The 25,253-nt window shown below is 74.5% G+C and carries 15 protein-coding genes; 5 read left to right on the forward strand and 10 right to left on the reverse strand.

Going from position 1 to position 25,253, the window contains the following annotated elements; all coding sequences use genetic code 11:
- The 3 genes from ABZ873_RS03920 to ABZ873_RS03930 are packed head-to-tail and all read right to left on the reverse strand — an operon-like array spanning nt 1 to nt 4,309.
- A complete protein-coding gene (locus ABZ873_RS03920) occupies nt 1-390 on the reverse strand; it encodes a DUF742 domain-containing protein (protein WP_360864674.1) in 390 nt (129 codons plus the stop codon).
- Entirely contained in the window at nt 387-878 is a 492-nt protein-coding gene (locus ABZ873_RS03925; RefSeq protein ID WP_360864677.1) for a roadblock/LC7 domain-containing protein, read from the reverse strand. The genes ABZ873_RS03920 and ABZ873_RS03925 overlap by 4 nt, the downstream gene beginning before the upstream one ends.
- The gene (locus ABZ873_RS03930; protein WP_360864680.1) at nt 875-4,309 is read right to left on the reverse strand and encodes a nitrate- and nitrite sensing domain-containing protein; all 3,435 of its coding nucleotides are present in this window, start codon (nt 4,307-4,309) and stop codon (nt 875-877) included. Before ABZ873_RS03930 ends, ABZ873_RS03925 begins: the two co-directional genes overlap by 4 nt.
- Nucleotides 4,310-4,675: 366 nt before the next feature.
- Here ABZ873_RS03930 and ABZ873_RS03935 point away from each other — a divergent pair, with 366 nt between their 5' ends.
- Nucleotides 4,676-5,449: a protein phosphatase 2C domain-containing protein gene (locus ABZ873_RS03935; protein ID WP_360864684.1), complete on the forward strand. Its 774-nt coding sequence runs from the start codon at nt 4,676-4,678 to the stop codon at nt 5,447-5,449.
- 25 nt (nt 5,450-5,474) lie between these two features.
- On the opposite strand, the gene ABZ873_RS03940 is transcribed toward ABZ873_RS03935, so the two are convergent.
- The 4 genes from ABZ873_RS03940 to ABZ873_RS03955 form a co-directional block, all read right to left on the reverse strand.
- The gene (locus ABZ873_RS03940; protein ID WP_360864687.1) at nt 5,475-5,915 is read right to left on the reverse strand and encodes a MarR family transcriptional regulator; all 441 of its coding nucleotides are present in this window, start codon (nt 5,913-5,915) and stop codon (nt 5,475-5,477) included.
- Nucleotides 5,916-6,148: 233 nt separating this feature from the next.
- On the reverse strand, nt 6,149-8,545 hold the full coding sequence (gene lon / locus ABZ873_RS03945) for an endopeptidase La (RefSeq protein ID WP_360864690.1): 2,397 nt from the start codon (nt 8,543-8,545) through the stop codon (nt 6,149-6,151).
- A 119-nt stretch (nt 8,546-8,664) separates the two neighbouring features.
- Entirely contained in the window at nt 8,665-9,519 is an 855-nt protein-coding gene (locus tag ABZ873_RS03950; protein ID WP_360864693.1) for a sulfurtransferase, read from the reverse strand.
- Nucleotides 9,520-9,931: 412 nt separating this feature from the next.
- A complete protein-coding gene (locus ABZ873_RS03955) occupies nt 9,932-12,088 on the reverse strand; it encodes a glycosyltransferase family 39 protein (RefSeq protein WP_360864696.1) in 2,157 nt (718 codons plus the stop codon).
- A 36-nt stretch (nt 12,089-12,124) separates the two neighbouring features.
- Between ABZ873_RS03955 and ABZ873_RS03960 the strand changes: the two genes are divergently transcribed.
- From ABZ873_RS03960 to ABZ873_RS03975, 4 genes are all read left to right on the forward strand, one after another.
- Nucleotides 12,125-12,625, forward strand: a complete 501-nt coding sequence (locus ABZ873_RS03960) for a hypothetical protein (RefSeq protein ID WP_360864699.1) — start codon at nt 12,125-12,127, stop codon at nt 12,623-12,625.
- Nucleotides 12,626-12,939: 314 nt separating this feature from the next.
- Complete coding sequence (locus tag ABZ873_RS03965; protein ID WP_360864701.1) at nt 12,940-13,680, forward strand: response regulator transcription factor; 741 nt, start codon at nt 12,940-12,942, stop codon at nt 13,678-13,680.
- Nucleotides 13,681-13,721: 41 nt separating this feature from the next.
- A complete protein-coding gene (locus tag ABZ873_RS03970) occupies nt 13,722-14,762 on the forward strand; it encodes a HAMP domain-containing sensor histidine kinase (protein ID WP_360865032.1) in 1,041 nt (346 codons plus the stop codon).
- A gap of 270 nt (nt 14,763-15,032) precedes the next feature.
- Complete coding sequence (locus ABZ873_RS03975; protein WP_360864704.1) at nt 15,033-18,899, forward strand: multifunctional oxoglutarate decarboxylase/oxoglutarate dehydrogenase thiamine pyrophosphate-binding subunit/dihydrolipoyllysine-residue succinyltransferase subunit; 3,867 nt, start codon at nt 15,033-15,035, stop codon at nt 18,897-18,899.
- A gap of 438 nt (nt 18,900-19,337) precedes the next feature.
- On the opposite strand, the gene fxsT is transcribed toward ABZ873_RS03975, so the two are convergent.
- The 3 genes from fxsT to ABZ873_RS03990 form a co-directional block, all read right to left on the reverse strand.
- Nucleotides 19,338-22,418 (reverse strand): FxSxx-COOH system tetratricopeptide repeat protein, encoded by a 3,081-nt coding sequence (fxsT, locus tag ABZ873_RS03980; RefSeq protein ID WP_360864707.1) that lies wholly within the window; start codon nt 22,416-22,418, stop codon nt 19,338-19,340.
- Between the two features lie 64 nt (nt 22,419-22,482).
- Entirely contained in the window at nt 22,483-23,739 is a 1,257-nt protein-coding gene (locus ABZ873_RS03985) for an HEXXH motif domain-containing protein (protein ID WP_360864710.1), read from the reverse strand.
- The gene (locus ABZ873_RS03990; protein ID WP_360864713.1) at nt 23,736-25,235 is read right to left on the reverse strand and encodes an FxsB family cyclophane-forming radical SAM/SPASM peptide maturase; all 1,500 of its coding nucleotides are present in this window, start codon (nt 25,233-25,235) and stop codon (nt 23,736-23,738) included. Before ABZ873_RS03990 ends, ABZ873_RS03985 begins: the two co-directional genes overlap by 4 nt.
- Nucleotides 25,236-25,253 lie beyond the last annotated feature (18 nt).

A 25,253-nucleotide genomic window follows, 5' to 3' on the forward strand; every position in this document is an offset into this window, starting at 1 on the left:
TCAGAGACGGCGAAGACCACCGAGCACCCTTTCCAGCAGCGCGCGTTCGGGCCGGCCGGGCCCGTGGCCCGTGCCGTAGACGCGGATCCGGCCCTGGTCCGCGAGGTCGCTGACGAGGACGCGGACCACGCCCAGCGGCAGCTTGAGCAGTGCGGCGATCTCGGCGATCGTGCGCATGCGGCGGCAGACCTCGACGATGGCGGGCATCTCGGGCATGCGGTCGGGCTTCTGCGGCGCGGACGCCTTGGTGTCCAGGGCGGCCACGAAGGTCTCGACCTGGAGGACCTCGGTGAAGCGGGTCCGGCCGCCCGTCAGGGAGTACGGGCGGACGCGGGCCGGGCGGCGGTCGGCGCCGCGTATCGGGAGGCGGTCGGAGGCCGGACTCCTCACGGGGTGTTCTCCATCGACTGGCGCAGCTCGCTGCGGACTTCGGGGGTCAGGACGTGGCCGGCCCGGCCGACGAACAGGGCCATGTGGTAGGCGACGACGCTCATGTCGCAGTCGGGCGCGGCGTGCACGCCCAGCAGGGAGCCGTCGCTGATGGCCATGACGAAGACGCTGCCGTTCTCCATGGCCACCATGGTCTGCTTGACGGCGCCGGTCTCCATGAGGGCGGCGGCCCCGGTGGTGAGGCTGCCGAGGCCGGAGACGATGGTGGCGAGGTCGGCGGAGGCGCCGCGCGGGCCCTTCGTCCGCGCGCCCGTCTCCGCCGTGGCCCGGGGGTCGCCCGCTCCGGGGTCGGAGGACAGGAGCAGCAGCCCGTCCGAGGAGACGACGGCGACGGAGTTGACGCCGGGCACCTCCTCGACCAGGTCGGTCAGCAGCCACTGCAGGTTGCGGGCCTGGGTGCTCAGTCCGTACGTACTGGGCGCGGTCATGTGCGTGCCTCCTGTGCGCTGTCCCCCTGGTCGGTCTTGCTCTGTGCCTGCCGCTGGTCCTCGGCGAACTCGGCGGCGGCGACGCGCCGTCCGTCCTGGGCTCCCTGGTAGAAGCCCCCGAGGCGGCGCCGCAGTTCCTCGGCGTCGACCCGGCGCGGCGGCTGCGGCCGTACGGCCTCGGCGCGGGGGGCCACCGCGCGCGGGGTCCGCTTGGGCAGTCCCTTTTCGGTCACGGCCTGCCCGCCCTGCCGGGGCACCCGGTTCCCGTCGCCCCGCTCCCGCCCGGCCTCGGGCACGACGGGCGGCCCGTCGTACCCCCGCGCGTGCTCGGCCTCGGCCCCGTGCGGCGACACGTCGGCCCGCCGCGCGGGATCGGCCTGCGGCGCGGGGTGCCGTACGTCGGCTCCGCGCGCGGGGTCCGCCTGCGGCGCGGGGTGCCGTACGTCGGCTCCGCGCGCGGGGTCCGCCTGCGGTGCGGGGTGCCGTACGTCCGCCCCGTGGGCGGGGTCAGCCTGCGGTGCGGGGTGCCGTACGTCCGCCCCGTGGGCGGGGTCAGCCTGCGGCGCGGGGTGCCGTACGTCGGCCACGCCTGCGGGACCGGCCTGCGGCCCCGGGTGCTGCACGGGGGCCGCCTCCGGCGCGGGCGGCGGTACGTCGGCCGGGCGCGCGGGGGCCTCCTCCTCGGCGGCGGCCGCGACGAACACCTGCTCGGCGGGCGGCAGCGGGGCGTCGGGGACCACCCGGGCGAGCAGTTCCTCGGCGGGGCCCGCAGCCGTGGCCACGGGCTCCTCCGGAGCCGGGGCCGCTCCCGCGGGCAGGTCGAAGTCCGGGCCCATGGCCAGGTCGGCCGCCGGGGCCGCGCCCATGGCCCGGTCCGGGCTCGGGCCCGAAGCCGCGTCCGCGGCCGGATCGGCGTCAGGTTCAGTGCCCGCGTCCGCGGCGGCGGCCCGCTCCGGGGTCGCGCCCGGGACGACACCCAGGTCCGAGTCCCGGCCCACGCCCGGGGCCGCCTCCGGGGCGAGGCCCGGCTCCGACGCCAGCGCCGCACCCGAGGCCGTCCCCGGGGCAAGGTCGGGCTCCGCCGCACGGGTCGCGCCCGAAGGCACCTCAGGAGCGAAGCCCGGCTCCGGTGCCAGGTCCGCACCCGAGGCCGTCCCCGGGGCAAGGCCCGGCTCCGCCGCCAGGGCCGCGCCCGAAGCCGTCTCCGGGGCGAGGCCCGGCTCCGGAGCAGGGGCCGCGACCGGCTCCGCCGGAAGGGCCGTCTCCGGGGCAGCGGCGGGCTGTGCCTCCGCGGGGGCCGGGGCCGCGTGGGCACCCCGGGCTCGCTTCGGCAGGGTGTTCTCGTTGGCCTCCGCTATGACGCCCGGCAGGTGGAGCCACGGGGCGCCCGGGGTGGAGAAGGTGTGGACCGGGGAGGCCGGCGGGGTGGTGGGGAGGAGGGCCGCGGGGACGACCACCAGGGCCTCCGTACCGCCGTGGCGGCCGCCGCGCAGCTCGGCCGTGACGCCGTGCCGGGCAGCGAGGCGCCCGGCCACGTACAGGCCGAGCCCGAGCCCGTGCTCGGCCTCCGGTTCCTCGTCGTACGCCTCCGGCGTGGCCAGCCGCTCGTTCAGCGCCTGCAGCCGGTCCCCGGCGACCCCGATGCCCTCGTCCACGACGGAGATCACCACGTCACCCGAGTCCAGCGTCCAGCCGGACACCTTCACCTTGACCTCGGGCGGCGAGAACGTCGTCGCGTTCTCCAGCAGCTCGGCGAGCACGTGCGAGATGTCGTCGGCGGCGTGCCCCGCGACCTGCGTGTACGCGGGCAGCGCCGTGAGGTCCACCCGCTCGTAGCGCTCGATCTCGCTGACCGCGGCCCGCATCACGTCGACCAGCGCCACCGGCAGGCCCTGCCCGTGCCCGTGCTCCTGCCCGGCCAGCACCAGCAGGTTCTCGTTGTGGCGGCGCATCACCGTCGCGAGGTGGTCCAGCTTGAACAGCGTGGCCAGCCGGTCCGGGTCCTGTTCCCGGGACTCCAGCTCCTCGATGACCGTGAGCTGGCGCTCCACCAGGCCCAGCGTGCGCAGTGAGAGCGAGACGGAGGTGGTCGACATGATGCGCCGCTGCTCCTCCAGCCCCGCCCGCAGCGCGGTCAGTTCCTCCTCCAGCACCTCGCGCCCGGAGTTCAGCGCCTCGTTGCGGCCGATGAGGCGGCGCCGGTCGGCGTCGAGCCCGGCGATCCGGGTGTGCAGGGAGACGGTCTGGTCGCGTACGGCGTTGAGGTGCCGCACGACCTCGGCGAACTCGTCGTTCCGCCCGGTGAACCGCACCGGTTCGACGGAGCCCTCCGGCGTGGCGAGCCGTTCGGACCCGCGGCGCAGCACCGACAGCGGCCGGGTGAGCGAGCGCGCGACGGCGGTCGAGAAGCCGACGGCGACGAGGAAGAGCAGGCCGAGTACGCCGACCAGGATCTCCAGCCGGGTCACGTCGTCGTCGCGCAGGGTCGCGAAGGCGGTGGCGCGCTGCCCGGCCAGCGTGGACTCGACCGTCCGCATCCGGTCGATGCGCGCGGTGAGCGCGGCGCCGACGGCGGCCGGGTCGGTCTTGCGGTCGGCGGTGGTCAGCGTGGGCCGGTCGGTGAGCCGCTTGAGGTAGTCGTCGGCGGTCTTGACCTCGGGGCCGGTGACGGTGGCGGTGAGGGTCTGGCGTACGTCGGGCCGCGAGACCCGCGTGAAGTCGTCGAGGGCGGCCTGCTCGCGTACGCGCGACCGCTGGGCGGCGGTGGTGAGTTCGTCCACGGCGGCGGAGCCGGGGGCCACGTCCCCGCGGGGGACGGACAGCGCGGCGAGCAGCAGTCCGCGGGTGGCCGACGCCTGGTCCACGGCCTGGCCGAGCGGGGCCAGCGGACGGGTGGTGGCGAGGGCGGCCTCCGCGCGCGGCGGGGTGAGTTCGGCGAGCCGGGCGGCGGGGGCGAGGAGTTCGGTGATGAGGCCGGTGTACGCCTGGTGCGCGGCGAGGGCGGTGCCCTTGCCGCCGACGGCCTCGGTGCGGACGGCCGGGATGCGGCCGAGGACGGCGCCGAGGGATTCCTCTACGTCGAGTGCGGCCTCGCGGGTCTGCCGGTCGGTGCGGCCGATGCGCTCGTCGAGGGTCGCGCCGGCGCCCGCGGGGCGGCCCTTGGCGATGTGCTCGACCACGGCGTCGCGTTCGTCGGCGAGGACGTGGGTGAGGGTGAGGATCTGCCGGTTCTGGTCCGCGAGGCTGACCAGCCGCTGGGAGTCGTTCAGTTCCCTGGCGGCGGTGACGACGGCGGGGGTGCCGGCCGCGAGGACGGTGAGCCCTGCGACGGCTACGCCGACGACCAGCCGGCTGCGCACGCGGACGCGGCGTCCTGCGGGGGCCGGGCCTTCGGCGGCGGTGCCGTTCTTCCGAGACCGCTTCTTCTGCACCGGTGCTCGCAATCCTGTACGTGTGCTTGTGCTCGTCTACTCGTGTGGCCGAGGTAACGGCCGGTCAACAAGTAAACGCCCCCTGCCCCCTCGTACCGCCTCAGACCTTTGCAGCGTGTTGGGAAGACAGCCGCACATCGCCCACCCGGCCACTCGAACGAGTGAACATCACGGATGAGTTGGCCACCAACTCGGACACCCTGCCCCGGGCGGGCTCCCTGGACAGGTGGTTGAAAGATCGCCGGAGCCTTTGGCAGTATGCCCGCCCACATCGCCCGGCCCGCACCCGCGGCCGGCCGGCACCGACACCCCCTCCTGGTACGGACCAAGCCCGCTCCGGAGACCGTCACGCGGCAGAATGTCCGTATGCGCATCGACCTCGCCTCGGCGCCCGGGAATCGGGAACGCCCCAATGAGGACTGGTTGTCGGCGTCGCTCCCCACCTCAGGCGGCGGCGTCCTGGTCGCCCTGGACGGGGTCACTCCGCCGGGCGGCGGGGACGGGTGCGTGCACGGCGTGCCGTGGTTCACGGCCCGGCTCGGCGGCCGATTGACCGAACTGTCCGGATCGCGGCGGGACATGCCGCTGGCCCGGATCCTGGCCGAGTCCGTCCGCGCCACGGCCGACGCCCATCGCGGCACCTGTGACCTTTCTCACGTACGCACGCCCCAGGCGACGGTGGTCGTCGTCCGCTGGGACGAGGCGTACGTGGAGCACCTCGTGCTCTCGGACTCCGTCCTGCTCCTCCAGGCCCCCGGGGGCGCGGTGACGGCGGTGCTCGACGACCGGCTGGACCGGATCCCGCGGGAGGTGCTGCGCTCGACGGCGGCCACGGACGCCCTGCGCAACGCGGAGGGCGGCTTCTTCACGGCGGCCGCCGATCCGGCGGTGGCGGCACGGGCGCTGACGGGGCGTACGCCGCGCGAGCGGGTCCGGGCGGTGGCCGCGCTCACGGACGGCGCGAGCCGGTGGACGGACACCTTCGGGGAGGGCGACTGGGCGGACTGCCTGGCGGTCCTCCGCAAGGAGGGCGCGGAGGCCCTGATCGCCCGTGTCCGCGCCCTGGAGTCCGATCCCGCGCGCCCGCCGGGCCGCCACAAACGCCACGACGACGCGTCGGCGGCGTACGCGGAGCTCTGAGGGGGCGGGCCGTCGCGGCTCTCCCCTACTCGGCCCCCGCGTTCAGCTGGTGCAGCAGGCGGGCCAGTTCGGCCACCTCGCCGCGGTCCCAGCCCGCCAGCTTGCGCATGTACTGCTCGCGCCGGGCGCCCCGGACGCGCAGGAAGCGTTCGCGGCCCTCGTCCGTCAGGCCGACCAGGAAGGCCCGGCCGTCGGCGGGATCCGGCTCGCGGGCCACCAGGCCCAGGACCTCCAGGGCCCGCAGCTGCCGGCTCATGGTGGCCTTGCCGACCCCGAAGTAGGCGGCGAGGTCGGTGGCCCGCTGCCGGCCCGCCGCCTCCAGCCGTACGAGGAGTCCGTACGCGGCGGGCTCCAGCTCGGGGTGGAGCTCGCGGGCCATCTCGCCGGAGGAGGCGCGGGCCCGCCGGAGGAAGACGGACAGCTCCCGCTCCAGGGCAAGGAACTCCTGGTCTTCGCTCCCGTGCACGTCCTGCTCCTTCTCCGGTGGTCCGGCTGACCGGTACTCCGGTTTTCTGGTCTCTTCCGCTGTGGGCACCCCCGGCAGAGGGGGCGGAGGCCAGTATTTCGCAGCGGGTGCGCCGACGGCCCGGGGCCCCGCCGGAGCGGGGACCCGGGCCGTGCGGCGGGCCTTGGGGGGGTCGTGCGGTGGGCCTTGAGCGGGCCGTGCGGTGGGCCTTGAGCGGGCCGTCGGGCGGGCCGTCAGGCGGCGGCGCCCACCGGCTGCTCCGCCCGCGCCAGGGCCAGTTCCAGCACCTGCCGCACATCCGTCACCGGGTGCACCTCCAGCCCCTCCAGCACCTCGGCCGGGACATCGTCGAGGTCGGCCTCGTTCCGCTTCGGGATGATCACGGTGGTCAGCCCGGCCCGGTGCGCGGCCAGCAGCTTCTGCTTGACCCCGCCGATCGGCAGGACCCGCCCGGTCAGCGAGACCTCACCGGTCATCGCCACATCCGTGCGCACCTGCCGCCCCGAGAGCAGGGAGGCGAGCGCGGTGGTCATGGTGATGCCCGCGCTCGGGCCGTCCTTCGGCACCGCGCCGGCCGGGAAGTGGATGTGCACGCCCCGGTCCTTGAGGTCGGCCACGGGCAGCTCCAGTTCGGCCCCGTGGGAGCGCAGGAAGCTCAGGGCGATCTGCGCCGACTCCTTCATCACGTCGCCGAGCTGCCCGGTCAGGGTCAGTCCGGCCGCGCCCGTCTCCGGATCGGCGAGCGACGCCTCCACGAACAGCACGTCACCTCCGGCGCCGGTCACGGCGAGGCCGGTGGCCACGCCGGGCACCGCGGTGCGCCGCTCGGCCGGGTCCTGGGCGGACTCGGGCACGTGGTGCGGGCGGCCGATGAGCCCGCGCAGCTCCCCGGCCCCGATGCGCAGGGGCAGTTCCCGTTCGCCCAACTCGTGCTGCGCGGCGACCTTGCGCAGCAGCCGGGCGAGGGAGCGCTCTAGGGTGCGCACGCCCGCCTCGCGGGTGTACTCCCCCGCCAGCTTGCGCAGGGCGTCCTCCTCCAGCGTGACCTCGTCGGCGGCGAGGCCCGCGCGCTCCAGCTGGCGCGGCAGCAGGTGGTCGCGGGCGATGACCACCTTCTCGTCCTCGGTGTAGCCGTCGAGGCGGACGAGCTCCATCCGGTCGGCCAGGGCCTCCGGGATGGCCTCCAGGACGTTGGCGGTGGCCAGGAACACCACATCGCTCAGGTCCAGTTCCACTTCCAGGTAGTGGTCCCGGAAGGTGTGGTTCTGCGCCGGGTCGAGGACTTCGAGCAGGGCCGCGGCGGGGTCGCCGCGGAAGTCGGAGCCGACCTTGTCGATCTCGTCGAGCAGGACCACCGGGTTCATCGACCCGGCCTCCTTGATCGCCCGGACGATCCGGCCGGGCAGGGCGCCGACGTAGGTGCGGCGGTGGCCGCGCACCTCGGCCTCGTCGCGGACGCCGCCGAGGGCGACGCGGACGAACTTGCGGCCCATGGCGTGCGCCACCGACTCCCCGAGGGAGGTCTTGCCGACACCGGGCGGCCCGACGAGGGCGAGCACGGCCCCGCCGCGGCGGCCGCCGATGACGCCCATGCCGCGCTCGCCGCGCCGCTTGCGGACGGCGAGGTACTCGGTGATGCGGTCCTTGACGTCGCTCAGACCGGCGTGCTCGGCGTCGAGCACGGCCCGGGCGCCGCGGATGTCGTAGGCGTCCTCGGTGCGCTCGTTCCAGGGCAGTTCGAGGACGGTGTCGAGCCAGGTGCGGATCCAGGAGCCCTCGGGGCTCTGGTCGCTGGCCCGCTCCAGCTTCTCGACCTCCTTGAGGGCGGCCTCCCGCACCTTCTCCGGCAGGTCGGCGGCCTCGACGCGGGCCCGGTAGTCGTCGGACTCCTCGCCCTCCTTCTCGCCGTTCAGCTCGCGCAGTTCCTTGCGTACGGCGTCCAGCTGGCGGCGCAGCAGGAACTCGCGCTGCTGCTTGTCCACGCCGTCCTGCACGTCCTTGGCGATGGACTCGGCCACGTCCTGCTCGGCCAGGTGCTCGCCGAGCCACTGGACGGCGAGGCGGAGGCGGGCGACCGGGTCGGCGGTCTCCAGCAGCTCGACCTTCTGGGCGACCGTGAGGAAGGGCGAGTAGCCGGAGTTGTCGGCGAGGGCGGAGACGCCCTCGATCTGCTGGACCCGGTCCACGACCTGCCAGGCGCCGCGCTTCTTGAGCCAGCTGGTGGCGAGGGCCTTGTACTCCTTGACCAGCTCGGTGACGGCCCCGGGCAGCGGCTCGGGGTCCTTCTCGTCGACGGTCTCCCCCTCGACCCAGAGCGCGGCCCCGGGCCCGGTGGTCCCGGCGCCGATACGGACGCGGCCGCGGCCGCGGATCAGCGCGCCGGGGTCGCCGTCGGAGAGCCGCCCGACCTGCTCGACGGTGCCGAGCACGCCGGTGGCGGCGTAGGTCCCGTCGACGCGCGGTACGAGCAGCACCCGCGGCTTCCCGCTGCCGGCGGCGGCCTGAGCGGCCTCGACGGCGGCCCGGACCTCGGCGTCGGAGAGGTCCAGCGGCACGACCATGCCCGGCAGCACGACCTCGTCGTCGAGCGGCAGTACGGGCAGGGTGAGCGTTTCGGGCGTCGAAGCCATGATCTTCCCTCCGGCAGTGAAGTTGAGCTATGCCGACTCAATGCACATGCGCCCCCCAATGTTCCCCACACCCCGTTCGCCGGGGGCGAACAGAGGGTGAGGCTCTGCGGTGCGGTGGCTCAGTCCTGGCCGGAGGCCACCGGGCGCGCGGAGGGGAGGCCCCATTCGCTCCAGGAGCCGTCGTAGACCGCGAGGTCGTCGTAGCCGGCGAGTTCGGCGCCGAGGGCGAGGACGCAGGCCGTGACGCCGGAGCCGCAGCTGAGGAGCAGGCGGCGCCGGTCGCCGGCCGCGGTGCGGAAGGCCGTACGGAGTGCGGGGGCGGGGAGCATGCGGCCGTCGGGGGACAGCAGCTCCCCGAAGGGCAGGTTCACCGCGCCCGGCATTTGGCCCGCGCGCAGGCCCGGCCGGGGCTCCGGGGCGGTACCGGCGAAGCGGTCGCGGGTGCGGGCGTCGACGACGGCGGCGGCCGGGTCGGTGAGGGCGGCGGCGACGGTGGCGGCGTCGGCGAACAGGCCGGGGCGCGGCCGGGCGGTGAAGGACCCACGGGGTCCGTCGTAGCCCGGCCCCGCGTCCTCGACGGGCAGCCCGGCGGCGATCCAGGCGGGCAGCCCGCCGTCGAGCACGGCGACCCGCTCGAAGCCCATCGCACGCAGCATCCAGAGGGCACGCGGGGCGGAGTACACCCCGGCGCCGTCATAGACGACGACGGTGTCGCTGTCGCGGACGCCGCGAGCGCGCATCGCGTCGGTGAACGGCGCGGGCCCCGGCATGGTGTGCGGATGGGGCGCGTCGTGGTCGGAAAGCGCCCCGTCCAGATCGAACGCCCGCGCCCCGGGAATCCGCCGCCCGGCCCCTCGCTGAGCGCCGACGGACGCATCCATCACCACCAGCCCAGCCACCCCCAACCGCCCCGCGAGCCACTCCACCCCGACAAGCGGCCCCGGCAACGCCCCAGGAACGACGGACGAGTCCATGCAACACCTCCGAAAAGCCCGGCGGACGGTCCGGCCCGCCGCCCGGACGACGCGATCACCCCATCCTCCAGCGCGCGCGAGCGGGGCCGACGGCGGGGGGCGGGCGTACGCGGGGGTGGGCGTGCGGCATCTCGACAGCCCGCGCCGCGACCGCGCCGGGCGGGACGGGGCGTCTCGCGGGCGACGGGGGCGCGGCGGCCCGCCGGGCGGGTGTCGTGATCGCCCCGGCGTCGGGCGCCGAGCAGCCGGGGTGGGCGTGAACGGGGCTGGGCGGCACCAGCGGCGGGTGCGGGTGCCGATCGGGCGGGTGAGGGCGGGCACGGGCGGGCGCCGCGCGGCACCGCTGGAGGGCAAGCCGCGCCCGGCGGGCGGCGCGTCCGGGGCGACGGGCGCGGCTGACCTCGGGCCGACCTCAGCGGGGGCAGGTGCCGGGGTGGGCGTAGAGGGCGATCCGGGCGCCGCGGACGTCGGTGATCGAGCAGCGTTCGAAGTGGGTGGCGAGCAGTTCGCGCTTGATCGCTTCCCGGGGGTACGGGTCCAGCGGCTGGTCGGCCGGGTCCAGGAGGGCGATCACGCGGGGTGCGGCGAGCAGGGCGGCGCGGATGCGTTCGGGGGGCAGTTCGGTGCCCTGGAGGCTGTGCGAGGCCGCCGGGCTCCCGGACAGGGCCGCGTCGTGCAGGTCGGCGTAGGTGCCCGGGGAGGACAGCAGCCATTCGCGCCGGCGGGAGGGCATGAACACCACCGCGTCCCCCGGCCGTGCGTACTCGCGTACCGCCGCCGCCACCGCGAGCACGTCGTCCTTACGACTCTCGGCCGTCCGCAGCCACACCGACCAGACGCCGACCCCCGCGACAAGGACAGCCCCCGCGAGACCCCACACCCACGGCCGCCGAACGCGAGTCTCCGGATGCCCCCTTCCCTGCGCCTGCCCGACCCAGGCCCCTACAAGCCGGACCAACATGAGCGGGACCGCCACACGCCGCCCCCCGGCGGCCAGGACCCCTACGAGCCGCATTCCGACGCCCTGCGCCACCCCGAGCCGGGCCCCCGCCGACCCAGCCCCTGCGGGCTCGGCCTCCCCGAGATCGCCCCCCGTGAGCCCGGTCGTCCCGAACTGAGCCCCCGCAGGCCGGTCCGACGCGGGCCGGGCCTCCTCTGGCTGATCCGCCTCGGGCCGGCCCAACCCAACCCCTGCGGGCGTAGTCCCGGCAGGCTGCGCCTCCCCGAGCCCACCCCCCGCGAGCCCCACTGACGCGAACTGAGCCCCCGCAGGCCGGTCCGACGCGGGCCGGGCCTCCGCTGGCTGTGCCCTCCCGATCCGGGCCGCCGCAGGCTTGGTCCCCGCTCCCTGCGCCGCCCCGAGCCGCCTCCCGGCGGCCAGGACCCCCGCAGGCGGGTCCGACGCATGCCGGGCCCCCTCGGCCGGGACTCCCGCTCGCTGGGCTTCCGCCAGCCGACTCCCCTGAGGCAGGCCCGACGCGGGCTGAGCCCCCGCGGGCTGGCCCGCGCCGAGCCTGACCCCCTCCGGCGGGTCCGACGCAGGCGGGTCCGACGCGGGCCGGGCTCCCTCGGCCGGGTCTCCCGCTGTCTGAGCCCCCGCAGGCGGGTCCGACACCGCCAGGACCCCCGCGGGCGGACCCCCCGCGGGCTGGCCCGCGGAGCAGACCCCCGCCAGCCGCACCCCCGCCAGCAGGGTCCAGCCCGTCAGGGCGTACAGCACGTAGCGGTCCACGTACCAGGGGTTCGCCAGGGAGATCGTCATCAGGAGGCCCGGCGGGAGGAGCGTCAAGGGGAGGGCTACGCCGACCAGGGTCCGGGGCGCGCCCCGGGACAGGAGGAGGGCCGTGGTGGCCAGCAGGCCGTACGCCGTCCAGTCCTGCCAGCTCGGTCTGCCCAGCCAGCCGAGCTGGTCGTGCGCCTGGCGGAGGCTGAGCACCGCCAGGGGCAGGATGAGGAGCGCCACCACCGCCGCGCTCCGGCGCCACGCGCGCGAGTGCCGCGACGGGAAGGCGTGGGCCAGCAGGGCCAGGGCCGCGAACTCGTGCAGCCAGCAGCCCAGCACGAGCACAGCCGTGTACGCCGCCCACCGCTCGCGCAGCATCAGGTACGTCGCCCACACCACCGCCGCCGCGACCAGCGCGTACGAGCGCCCCTCCTGGGCGTACATCTGCACCGGCGGCAGCACCGCGTACACGCACCCGGAGGCCAGTGCCGCCCGCTCTCCGCACAGCCGGTGCGCCACGGCGGCCACCCCGGCCGCCGCGAGGGCGGTGGCGGCGACGGAGGGCAGCCGCAGCGCCCACAGGCCGCCGTCCCACAGCTGGAACACCCCGTGCATGAGCAGGTAGTACAGGCCGTGCACGGCGTCGACCCGGCCCAGCAGTTCCGCGATCCCGCCCAGCGGCCGGTGGGCGACCTGCCAGGTGACGGACTCGTCGCGCCACATGCTGCCGCCGCGCTCCAGGCCCCACAGGCCCAGCAGCACGGCGAGCAGCGGCGGCGCCAGGCGCCAGGCGATGCGGCTGATGGCGGCCTCCGGGAGCTGTCGGAACGGGTGCGCGGACTCCATACTCGGGGGTGGACCCGGTCGGCTGCGGAGGTGGGTGTGCGCGCGTTCGGAACGGTGGTGGCGGCGGTGCTGGGCGCGGCGGTCCTCGCGGGTTGCGGACCCTCGGATTCCGCGACGCCGGACGCGGCACCACCGAGGCCGTCGTCCACGCAGCCGGCCACCACCAGCACCACCAGTACCACCACCACGAGCCCCGCCCCCGCCGACAGCCTCCTCCGCCTCACCCGTACCGGCGGCTTCGCGGGCCGGACGCACACGCTCCAGGTCCAGCAGGACGGCTCCTGGACCCTCCTGGACGCCGACGCGCGGCCGGAACGCACCGGCCGCCTCACCGAGCCGGAGCTGGCCGCCCTGCGCACGGCCCTCCGCGAGGCGGACTTCGCGCGGCTGCCGCGGACCACGACGGGCGGCCCGACGATCTACGACGGCTTCGCCTACACCTTCGTCCACGCGGGCCACGAGGTGGCGAGCGACGACGGCTCCCTGCCGCCGGCCCTGGCCAAGGTCCTCGCCGCCCTGCCGCCCCTCACCGCCTGACCCGCGACCACAGGCCCGCGACCACAGGCCAGCGACCAAAGGCCAGCGACCACCCGCCCGCGACCACCGTCACCCCCCGCCCGAATGTGCCGAACGCCACCCCCGGCGCCCCGGGTCCCCCCGTACGGTCACGGACCGGCCCCCGGGGCTCACACCGCGTACGCCACACACCCCTCAGCGACCCCGTACGGACCCGGTACAAGCCGTTCCATTTGCGCCGCTCCAGCGCATATGCCGTGTCCCAACCCCACGTAGCCGCAGGCGGGAGCCTCCTCTACGCTGCACCCCAGTCAGCGGGATCTTCAGGGGCGGACATGGAACAGACACACACCACCCACCACGGCGCCGCGGCGACGCCCGGCGCCCAGCGGCGTGTGCTCGTCGTCGAGGACGACCGCACCATCGCCGAGGCCATCGCGGCCCGCCTGCGCGCCGAGGGCTTCCAGGTGCAGACGGCCGGCGACGGCCCCGCCGCCGTGGCCGCGGCCGAGAGCTGGCTGCCCGAGCTGCTGGTCCTGGACGTCATGCTGCCGGGCTTCGACGGGCTGGAGGTCTGCCGCCGGGTCCAGGCGCAGCGCCCCGTCCCGGTCCTGATGCTCACCGCGCGCGACGACGAGACCGACATGCTGGTCGGGCTGGGCGTGGGCGCGGACGACTACATGACGAAGCCGTTCTCGATGCGCGAGCTGGCCGCCCGGGTGCACGTCCTGCTGCGGCGGGTGGAGCGCGCGACGATCGCCGCGCACACCCCGCGCGGGGCCACCCTGCGCCTGGGCGACCTGGAGATCGACCACGCGCAGCGCCGGGTGCGGGTGCAGGCCGAGGACGTGCACCTGACGCCGACCGAGTTCGACCTGCTGGTGTGCCTGGCCGGGACCCCGCGGGCGGTGCTCTCGCGGGAGCAGCTGCTGGCGGAGGTGTGGGACTGGGCCGACGCCTCCGGGACCCGTACGGTCGACAGCCACATCAAGGCCCTGCGGCGCAAGATCGGGGCGGAGCGGATCCGTACGGTCCATGGCGTCGGGTACGCCCTGGAGACCCCGGCCCAGCCGTGACCGGCGCGCCGACGGGGCCGCGCCAGCGGCCTCCGGGAGGGCTGCGGCCCTTCTCGCCCTTCTCGATCAAGACCAAGCTCGGCACGCTCGTGGTGGTCTCGGTGTTCATCACCACGGGCCTGCTGCTGGTGGCCCTGCGCACCGACACCGAGCTGCGCTTCATCACGGTCTTCTCGGTGATCGCCTCGATGCTGATCACCCAGTTCGTGGCGCACGGCCTGACGGCCCCGCTGGACGACATGACCCGGGTGGCGCGGGCGATATCGCACGGGGACTACACGCGGCGGGTCCGGGGCGCCGGGCGCCGCGACGAGCTGGGCGACCTGGCCTCCACCATCAATCTGATGGCGGACGACCTGGAGGCGGTGGACCGCCACCGCAAGGAGCTCGTCGCGAACGTCTCGCACGAGCTGCGCACGCCGATCGCCGGGCTGCGGGCGGTGCTGGAGAACGTGGTCGACGGGGTCTCGGCCGCCGATCCGGAGACCATGCGGACGATGCTCAAGCAGACCGAGCGCCTGGGCCGGCTGGTGGAGACCCTGCTGGACCTGTCCCGGGTGGACAACGGGGTGGTGCCGCTCAAGGCCCGCCGCTTCGAGGTGTGGCCGTACCTGTCGGGCGTACTCAAGGAATCGCGGCTGGCCGCGGCCGGGCGGCCGGGGCTGCTCTCGGGCTCGGGCGGGCACACCCGCAACGACGTGCACCTGCACCTGGACGTCTTCCCGCCCGAGCTGTGCGCGTACGCGGACGCCGAGCGGCTGCACCAGGTCGTCGCAAATCTGATCGACAACGCGGTCAAGCACAGCCCTCCGCACGGCCGGGTCACCGTCCGGGCGCGGGCCGGCGAGGCGGCCGGCAGCCTGGTGCTGGAGGTACGGGACGAGGGTCCGGGCATCCCGGAGGCGGAGCGGCACCGGGTCTTCGAGCGCTTCAACCGGGGCAGCGCGCGCAGCGGCGACGGGGGCACCGGTCTGGGGCTGGCGATCGCCCGCTGGGCGGTGGAACTGCACGGCGGCCGGATCGGAGTGGCCGAATCGTCACGGGGCTGCCGCATCCTCGTCACGCTTCCGGGCAGCTCGTAGGCGTGATGTTGACGTAGGGTTCGACGGGGAAGGACATGATCTCGGCCACACGTACCCGAGGTCAGTCAGGGGTGCGGAGCCAGGGGGCCGCAACCTCGCTGCCGCCTACCCGAACCACACGTGTTTCCCGCCATTCCTGGTGGCGAAACCCGCCGTTCGATGTGACCTGCACGACGGATCTCCCGCCCGGTCTGCATCTCACCGTCCAGGAGGCGTAGCCTTTATCCCCGCTGTCCATACCTTGTGAAGCGGAAGAGGGCGGTTGCCGCCGTGTCGCCACAGTCCCCCAGTAACCAGAGCACCACGACCGAAGCAGCAGAGGGCGGGAAGAACCCTGCCTCAGGCTTCGGCGCGAATGAGTGGCTCGTCGACGAGATCTACCAGCAGTACCTCCAGGACCCGCATTCGGTCGACCGGGCCTGGTGGGACTTCTTCGCCGACTACAAGCCGGGGGGCGCCGCCGCTCCGGTGACGTCGGCCGGTCCCGATCAGTCCACGCCGACGGACGGCGCCTCCGCACAGGCCGCCCCCACCGTCGCCCGGACCCCGCAGGTCGCCGACGCCGCCACGGGGGCGGCGGACGCCGCGCCCGCGCGCCCCGCGACGGCGGCCACTCCGCCTGTGTCAGCTCCTGCCCCTGCTCCTGCCATCCCCTCTGGTGCCCCTGCTGTGACTGTCACCTCCCAGGCCCCGGCCGCCGCACCGGCCGCGCCCGCCCCCTCCCCCGCCGCCGGCCAGAAGGCCGCGCCCGCCACCGAGGCCCCCGCGGGCCCCGAGCTGGTGACGCTCCGCGGCCCCGCGGCCGCCGTGGCGAAGAACATGAACGCCTCCCTCGACGTCCCGACGGCCACGTCCGTCCGCGCCGTCCCGGTGAAGCTCCTGTTCGACAACCGCATCGTCATCAACAACCACCTCAAGCGCGCCCGGGGCGGGAAGATCTCCTTCACGCACCTGATCGGCTACGCGATGGTGCAGGCGATCAAGGCCATGCCGTCGATGAACTACTCCTTCGCGGAGAAGGACGGCAAGCCGACCCTGGTCAAGCCCGAGCACGTGAACTTCGGCCTCGCCATCGACCTGGTGAAGGCCAACGGAGACCGCCAGCTCGTCGTCGCCGGCATCAAGAAGGCCGAGACGCTGAACTTCTTCGAGTTCTGGCAGGCGTACGAGGACATCGTCCGCCGCGCCCGCGTCGGCAAGCTGACGATGGACGACTTCACCGGCGTCACCGTCTCCCTGACCAACCCCGGCGGCCTCGGCACCGTGCACTCCGTGCCGCGCCTGATGCCCGGACAGTCGGTCATCATGGGCGTCGGCTCCATGGACTACCCCGCCGAGTTCCAGGGCACCTCGCAGGACACCCTGAACAAGCTGGGCATCTCCAAGGTCATGACCCTGACCTCGACCTACGACCACCGGGTCATCCAGGGCGCCGCCTCCGGCGAGTTCCTGCGCATCGTCGCGAACCTGCTCCTCGGCGAGAACGGCTTCTACGACTCCGTCTTCGAGTCGCTGCGCATCCCGTACGAGCCGGTCCGCTGGAACCGCGACATCGACGCCAGCCACGACGACGACGTCACCAAGGCCGCCCGCGTCTTCGAGCTGATCCACTCCTACCGGGTCCGCGGCCACGTCATGGCCGACACCGACCCGCTGGAGTACAAGCAGCGCAAGCACCCCGACCTCGACATCACCGAGCACGGCCTCACCCTGTGGGACCTGGAGCGCGAGTTCGCGGTCGGCGGCTTCTCCGGCAAGTCGATGATGAAGCTGCGCGACATCCTCGGCGTGCTGCGCGACTCGTACTGCCGCACCACCGGCGTCGAGTTCATGCACATCCAGGACCCGAAGCAGCGCCGCTGGATCCAGGACCGCATCGAGCGCCCGCACACCAAGCCGGAGCGCGAGGAGCAGCTGCGCATCCTGCGCCGCCTGAACGCCGCCGAGGCGTTCGAGACCTTCCTGCAGACGAAGTACGTCGGCCAGAAGCGCTTCTCCCTGGAGGGCGGCGAGTCCGTCATCCCGCTGCTCGACGCCGTCATCGACTCGGCCGCCGAGGCCCGCCTCGAAGAGGTCGTCATCGGCATGGCCCACCGCGGCCGCCTGAACGTGCTCGCGAACATCGTCGGCAAGTCGTACGCGCAGATCTTCCGCGAGTTCGAGGGCAACCTCGACCCGAAGTCCATGCACGGCTCCGGCGACGTCAAGTACCACCTGGGCGCCGAGGGCACCTTCACCGGCCTGGACGGCGAGCAGATCAAGGTCTCGCTCGTCGCGAACCCCTCCCACCTGGAGGCGGTCGACCCGGTCCTGGAGGGTGTCGCACGCGCCAAGCAGGACGTCATCAACAAGGGCGGTACGGACTTCACGGTCCTGCCCCTCGCCCTCCACGGCGACGCGGCCTTCGCCGGCCAGGGCGTCGTCGCCGAGACCCTGAACATGTCGCAGCTGCGCGGCTACCGCACCGGCGGCACCGTGCACGTGGTCATCAACAACCAGGTCGGCTTCACCGCCGCCCCGGAGTCCTCGCGTTCCTCCATGTACGCGACCGACGTGGCCCGCATGATCGAGGCGCCGATCTTCCACGTGAACGGCGACGACCCGGAGGCCGTGGTGCGTGTGGCGCGCCTCGCCTTCGAGTTCCGCCAGGCGTTCAACAAGGACGTGGTCATCGACCTCATCTGCTACCGCCGCCGCGGCCACAACGAGTCCGACAACCCGGCGTTCACCCAGCCGCTGATGTACGACCTGATCGACAAGAAGCGCTCGGTGCGCAAGCTGTACACCGAGTCCCTGATCGGCCGTGGCGACATCACCCTGGAAGAGGCCGAGCAGGCGCTCCAGGACTTCCAGGGCCAGCTGGAGAAGGTCTTCGCGGAGGTCCGCGAGGCCGCCACGCAGCCCCCGGCCTCCGCGCCGCTGCCGACCCCGCAGGCCGACTTCCCCGTCGCCGTCAACACGGCGATCTCCCAGGACGTCGTCAAGCGGATCGCCGAGTCCCAGGTCACCATCCCCGAGGGCGTCACCGTCCACCCGCGTCTGCTGCCGCAGCTCCAGCGCCGCGCCGCGATGATCGACGACGGCACCATCGACTGGGGCATGGGCGAGACCCTGGCCTTCGGCTCGCTGCTGATGGAGGGCACCCCGGTCCGGCTGTCCGGCCAGGACTCCCGCCGCGGCACCTTCGGCCAGCGCCACGCGGTCCTCATCGACCGCGAGACGGGCGAGGACTACACGCCGCTGCTGTACCTGTCGGACGACCAGGCCCGCTACAACGTCTACGACTCGCTGCTCTCCGAGTACGCGGCCATGGGCTTCGAGTACGGCTACTCCCTGGCCCGTCCGGACGCGCTGGTCCTCTGGGAGGCCCAGTTCGGTGACTTCGTCAACGGCGCGCAGACCGTCGTCGACGAGTTCATCTCCTCGGCCGAGCAGAAGTGGGGCCAGACCTCCGGCGTCACCCTGCTCCTCCCGCACGGCTACGAGGGCCAGGGCCCGGACCACTCGTCCGCCCGCCCGGAGCGCTTCCTCCAGATGTGCGCGCAGGACAACATGACGGTGGCCATGCCCACCCTGCCGTCGAACTACTTCCACCTGCTGCGCTGGCAGGTCCACAACCCGCACCACAAGCCGCTCATCGTCTTCACCCCGAAGTCGATGCTGCGTCTGAAGGCGGCGGCGTCGAAGGCGGAGGAGTTCACGAGCGGTTCCTTCCGCCCGGTCATCGGTGACAGCACGGTGGACGCGAACGCGGTCCGCAAGGTCGTCTTCTGCGCGGGCAAGGTCTACTACGACCTGGAGGCGGAGCGCGAGAAGCGCGGCATCACCGACACCGCCATCATCCGCATCGAGCGCCTGTACCCGCTCGCGGGTGCGGAGATCCAGGCGGAGATCGCCAAGTTCCCGAACGCGGCCAAGTACATCTGGGCGCAGGAGGAGCCGGCGAACCAGGGCGCGTGGCCGTTCATCGCCCTGAACCTGATCGACCACCTCGACCTGGCGGTCGGCGCGGACGTCCCGGCGGGCGAACGCCTCCGCCGCATCTCCCGCCCCCACGGCTCGTCCCCGGCGGTAGGCTCGGCCAAGCGCCACCAGGCCGAACAGCAACTCCTCCTGAACGAGGTCTTCGAGGCATAGCCCTCGGCAGCCCCGCTCGACCCGGATGGCCCGGCCCCTTGGGGCCGGGCCATCCGGCGTTGGCGGCTCGCGGCCGCCGCCTGAGCGACCTGAACCCATGCCTGCCGCGCAGACCAGCCCCAGCCCACCCGCAGTCGCCGCCTGGCAGTGGCACGTAGCGATCCGGGGCGCTTCGGGCTCCGCCCTCCCGAAGCCGCCCTGTCAGGCTCTGAGTTCCGCATGCCGGTAGCCAGGCCGCTCCAACCGCCGCAGGCGCTCACTCGACTGCCCGCATCGGCTTCCTTCCCGGCGCAGCCGGCCCGCGCCTCGGGGCGGTGGGCAGGCACCGGATGCGGGTGGTGGGGCCGAGGGGGTGAGGGCGCCGGATGCGCGGGAAGCCGTACCGCGGCCCCCTCGCCGCAGCCCCCGCGCGCGTAGCCCCCGTACCGCCCCCACCCCCTACGGCTGTGGCTCGAAGTCCCAGTACGGCCTTGCCCGTTGCTTCGCCGACAACGTGTGTACGTGTGGCGCGCCCAGGGTGCGGGTCAGGCCACGGATGCCCGCTTCCTCGTGTTCCGACGCCTCCGTGTCCTCGCGGACCGAGCGGAGGTCCGCCGCCAGGGCGATCTGGGCGCTCAGCGTCATCGGGTGGTCCGGGCCCAGGACCTGTTCCGCCGTGCGCAGGGTGTCGCGGCTGAGGGTGAGGGCGTCCTCCAGGCGGCCCGTGATGTTGCGGTGGCCCGTGGCGTTGAGGGCGCAGCCCAGGGTCCAGGGGTGGCGGCTGCCCAGCGCTCCGCGCATGCCGACGAGAGCCTGCTCCGCGAGGGAGAGGCCCTCGGCGCGTTCGCCCTGGGCGCGCAGGACCAGGCCCAGGTTGCCGACGGTGCCGATGCTGTACGGGTGGGCGAGGCCGAGCTGGGACTGGTAGCCGCGGACGACATCCTCGGAGATGCGGCGGGCCTCGCCGATGTCCCCGTACTCCCTGAGGTACGTGGCGTAGTCCGAGGCGACCATCAGCGTCCACGGGTAGTCCACCCCGAAGACCCGCGTGGCGCGCTCCCACACCGTCCGCAGCCGCAGCCCCGCCCCGGGGATGTCGCCGGAGCGGCGCAGGCACAGGCCGAGGTTGTGCTCGGCGCGCAGGGTCTGGGGGTGGCCGAGCCCGAGGACCTGGGTGTTGAGCTTGACGCCCTGCTCCTGCCGGGTCTGGGCCTCCCGGTAGCGGCCCATGAGCCGCAGGCCCATGGCGCAGGCGATGCCGGAGGCGAGGGTGGAGATGTGCTGGGGCATCAGGACGCGTTCGCGGCGGCGCAGGGTGTCGAGGTCGAGGTCGTAGGCGTCCTGGTAGCGGCCGAGGAGGCGGTAGGTGGCGGCGAGGTTGTTCTGGGCGTCGAGGGTGGTGGAGTCGTCCTCGCCGAGGAGTTCGCGGTAGGTGGCCAGGCAGTGTTCGAAGATCTCCCGGGCCGGTTCGAACTGCGCGATGCACAGCAGTACGCCGCCGTAGGCGCTCCGGGCGCGCAGGCTCTCCAGGTCCTGGTCGCCGCGCTCCCCGGTGAGGCGGTCGGCCACGGTCCGGGTGAGGGCCTCGGCGCGGCGGAAGAGGCCCAGGTTGCGCAGGGAGTTGCCGTACTGGTAGCTCAGCTCGCGCACCTTGGGGTGGTCCTCCCCGAGGCTGGCCCGCCAGATCCGGTCGGTCTCCTCGCAGAGCCGCAGGCAGGTGCGGTACTCCCCGGCGAGGATGAGGTAACGCAGGCAGTGCAGCAGGAAGTTCTGGATGCGCGGGTTGCCGCTGGTGATGACCCCGGAGGTGGTGAGGTGCGGGACGAGTTCGGCGTAGCGGGGCCAGAGCCGGGAGTCGGCGGGCCGGCCGGGGTCGGCGGCGGCGAGGACCTGGCGGACGGCGCGGGCGAGGGGTTCGGCCTCCTCCTCGGAGAGGTTGTCGCGGACGATGCCGTGGACCATGCGGTGCAGTTGTACGGTTTCCAGCCCGCCCCCTCCCTCCTCCACGGCGAGGTCGGAGTACTCCAGGCGGACGACGGAGAACTGCACGAGCTTGTTGAGGGCGCCGTTCCACCGGATCTGGTCGTTGATGAGGCCGGCGAGCTGTTCGGGCACGTCGTCGGCGGGGAATTCGCGCAGCAGCCGCAGCGGGACGGGGCCGGGTGCGAAGAAGACGAACAGGCGCAGCAGGGCGAGGGCGTCGGGGAAGTTCTCCCGGACGTTGTTGAGCAGTATGGCGAGGGCCGTGGGGAAGGGCAGCGGGTAGTCCTCGGAGACGGTGACGGCCCCGTGGGAGTCCATGCGGCGCTGGAGCAGGGCGAGGTAGTCCCCGACGGGCAGGGGTGAGTCCGCGAGCCAGCCGGCGGTCTGGTCGAGGGCGAGCGGGTAGTCCTCCAGCGCCTCCGCGAGCTGGTCGGCCTCGTGGGCGGTGAGGCGCAGGGCGCGGCGGCGGATGAAGGTGATCGATTCGGGGCGGGCGTAGAGGGGGACCTCGACGAGGCTGGTGTGCCGGGCGGCCCATTCGCGGTTGCGGGAGGTGATGATGACGTCGCCGGCGCCGCCGGAGGGCAGCAGGTCGATGAGGTCGTCGGGGTTGTCGCAGCCGTCGAAGACCATGAGCCAGCGGCCGTACGGGGTGCCGCGGCGCAGCGCTTCGAGCACGGCCCGGATCTGCTCGCCGTAGCTGCCGGCGCCGCGGGGCAGGCCGAGGGCGGGGGCGAGGTCCGCGAGGCGTTCGCGGAGGGTGGGGCGGTCCTCGGCGGGGACCCACCAGACGACGTCGTACTCGGAGGCGAAGCGGTAGGCGTACTCGGTGGCGACCTGGGTCTTGCCGACGCCGGAGAGGCCGAGGAGGGTGACGGTGGAGGCGCCGGGCGGGGCATCGGCCAGGGCGTGGCGCAGGGTGCCGATGACGTCGTTGCGGCCGGTGAAGCGCGGGTTCCGGCGGGGTACGCGGCCCCAGATCTCGGGCGGGTCGTTGGGGAAGCGGGGGCCGCGGCGGCCGGTCTCGGTGCCGACGCGGTCGGTGGGCAGGTCCAGGCGGCGCAGGACGCGGTATTCGGCCTCGTAGGCGTCCAGGCCCCACAGGTCCGTCTTCTCCAGGGCGGCGACGGCGCTGGGCAGCGGGGCGTCGGTGAGGCAGACGGCGGCGAAGCGGCCGGGGTGGTCGTCGGTGACGGTGCGCAGGGAGGCGTTCCACTCCTCGTCGGTGTGGGTGCCGGCGGAGAAGTAGCGCTCGCTGAGGACGAGGAGGACGCGGCTGCCGGAGCGGGCGAGGTCGTCGAGGGCCGGGGTGAGGCCGGGGCTGTTCTGCGGGTCCCAGCGCTGGAGGGTGACGCGGTGGCCGTGCTCTTCGAGCCGGTGCGCGATCCAGACGGCCCAGGGGCGGTTGAAGCCGGCGAAGCTGATGACAAAACGCTGGGGCTGCTGAGGCTGCTGGCCCTGCTGGCTCGGCTGGCCCTGCTGCGTCTGGAGGTTCTGGTGGGGCAGTTGCGGCTGCTGGGCCGCCGCGTCGCGCTCCTGCCGGCTACCGGTGCTCATGCGGCCGTCTCCCTGGGCTGCGGGCGGTGGACGGGCTTGAAAAGGTACCGCAGCGGACGGTCCGTCAGACCTGTGCGAACGGGGCGAGTTCGGGGTGCTTCTCGCACCATGCGCGGCGCTCCCGGTCGACCGTCAGCCGGGCCGCGGTGTGCTGGTCGCCGGGCGGCGGGAGCTCGTCCATCGCCCGCTCGGCGGCGGCCATGGCATCCGTGAACTCCCGTCCTACGGAGGTCAGTCGCTCGTGGTGGCGCAGCGCGGGCAGCACCGCCGCGACCTGGGCGCGGATCCGGGCGTGCTGCGCCCAGGCGCCGCGGGCCCCGTAGAGGGCGGCGCGCTGCCAGTAGCCGGCGAGGGCCAGGTGGGCGTAGGTGCCGTGGAGGAGCCCTTCGAGGGGGCGCGGGTCGCTGCGCCAGGGGGCCCAGTGGCGGGGTGTGCGGTCGGCGGTGTGCAGGGTGAGGACGTCGGAGAGGGCGGTGAGCTTGCCGTGCTGGACCTCGTGGACGAGGGTGGCGGCCAACGCGGGCGGGGCCTGGGTGCGGGCCAGTACGGAGCCCGCGGCGGCCGGGAGGGTGGCGCCGTGGGAGCGGGAGGCGCCGCCGAGGGGGACGACGGAGCGCAGGAGTTGCAGGGTCTCCTCGGCCCGGACGGTGTCGTAGCGCTGGAGCAGGGTGAGGGCGCCGGACCACTGGGTGTCCCAGCGCTTGTGGCCCTTCGGGGTGAGGCGGCGGGCGGGCCGCAGCGGGGCCGGTCGGGCCGGGCCGGGCGCCCGGTAGGGGTCGAGGTCGTCGAGGGCGGTGCGGCCGCCGGGCAGGGTGTGCAGCGGGACGGTGGCGGGGTCGTCGGGGTCCCAGGAGCGTTCGGTGAGGGCGAGCGGGCCGGGGCGGTCCGGGCGCAGCAGCCCGAGGGTGGGCAGGACGAGCCGGCCGTGGAGGGGGCGCAGGGTGTGGCGGAAGGTGATCCCGGCGCGCAGGGCGGCGGCCGCGGCGAGGGCGCCGAGGTGGGCGAGGTCGGCGGGCGGGCCGTAGGGGGCGTGCAGGCGGCGCAGGGTCTCCTCGGCCCAGACCCCGGTGGCGGGGTAGTGCAGGACGTCGCGCACGGCGCCGGGGTCGTGCCGCTCGGCCTCCTCCAGGAGGGCCCAGTGGTCGGCGGTCTCGCCGGAGCGGCCGCCGGGGGCGGCGTCGAGGACGGCGCGCAGCAGGACGAGGCGTTTGGAGCGGCGTACGTCGCGCACCAGGCGGGTGCCGTCGGCGCAGGGCTCGGTGGAGGCGAGGGCGCGCAGGGTGCGGCTGGGGACGGTGAAGGCGGTGAGGGCGGGGCTCATGAGGCGGCCGCCGGGGGGAGGACGGGGGCGACCGGGGCCGCAGGCAGCACCTCGGCGGGGCCGACCGGGGCCGGGACCGGGACCGCGCCGGCCGGCTGGCCGCCGCCGGGGGTCGGGGTGGCCGCGACGCCGCCGGTGGTGGCAGCAGCAGCGGTGGCCGCGCGCGGCACCGCGGCGGACGGGGCCGCGGTGGCAGCGGCGCCGGCGGCGCCAGCGGCGCCGGTGGCCGCGCGGCGCACCGCCGCGGCGATGTGCCGGATCAGGGCCTGGAGGTCGGCGCAGTACACGGACGGCTGCCGGAAGCCCTCCCCGGCGCGGTAGCGGTGCGGGTAGTGCCCGCCGCCGCACACCTCCACGAGCGCGCAGCCGCGGCAGACGGGCGCGAGGGCGTCCCGGCCCAGCTGGCGGGCGGCGAAGCCGGGGTGGTCGAGGAGCTGGTCGAAGCTGTGGGTGTCGAGGGCCATGCCGGTGGCGGCGGCCCCCTCGTACGCGGATTTCAGCGAATCGGCCTGTTCGATGGAGCCGTCGGTCTCGATGACGGCGGTGGCGGCGGGCGCGAGCCCGAGGGTCTCGGTGGTGGCGGGCAGGCCGAGCAGCAGGGCGATGATCTCCTCGAAGAGCCGGATGCGGGTGCGGCGTACGCCGTCGTGCCACCAGCGCTCGAAGACGGCCAGGAGCCAGTCGGCGTACGGGGTCCGGCCCGGGTGGTGGCCGGGCGGCGGGGCGCTCCAGTGGCCGAGCGGCAGCAGCAGCCCGAGGGAGGGCGGGTCGAAGGCGAGCAGGGACTCGTACGTCTCCACGGGATCCTGCGCGAGGTCGACGACGCACAGCACCCCGGCGTAGCTGTCCGGGTGCCGGGCCAGCAGCCGCAGCCCGCGCGCGGCGGCGCCGAAGCCGGGGCGGCCGGCGTGGTCGACGCGGCGGGTGTTGTGCGCGGGCAGCCCCCCGTCGAGGCTGACGCCGACCCGGATCCCGGCGGCGGCCAGCGCGGCGAGGCGGCCGCGGGTGAGCAGGGTGCCGTTGGTCTGGACGGTGGCGGTGAGCCGCGTACGGGGCGAGGCGGCGGCCAGCGCCTCCCGCACGGCCCGGACGGGCGCGGCGAGGGCCGCGGGCGCGGTGAGCAGCGGCTCGCCGCCGTGCAGCACCAGGTCGACCCGGGGCAGGTCGTGCGCGGCGGCATGCTCGGCGATCCGCCGCGCGGCCCGCGCGGCGGTGGCGGCGGTCATGACGACGGGCTGCTCCCGCCACCCCTGGTCGGCCATGGCGTAGACGTAGCAATAGGTGCAGGCGAGATTGCACCGGCTCCGCGTCTTGAGCACGAACTGCCGGATGGGCCAGGCCGCATGCCCGTGTGCCCGCGCCGCCTCCACATCGAGCCGCGCGTAGGGCCAGGGCGCCCAGTACGCGTGCGCACCGCCCTGCGGGCCCGGCGGCGAGGCGGCAGGAGGAGGGTGGCCGGGCAGGTCCGGGGAGGGGGTTGTGATGGGTCGATTCATCGCCGTGCTCCCTCCCCG

Origin of the sequence: Streptomyces sp. NPDC047014, from assembly GCF_040644195.1 — a bacterium.
Taxonomy (GTDB): Bacteria; Actinomycetota; Actinomycetes; order Streptomycetales; family Streptomycetaceae; genus Streptomyces.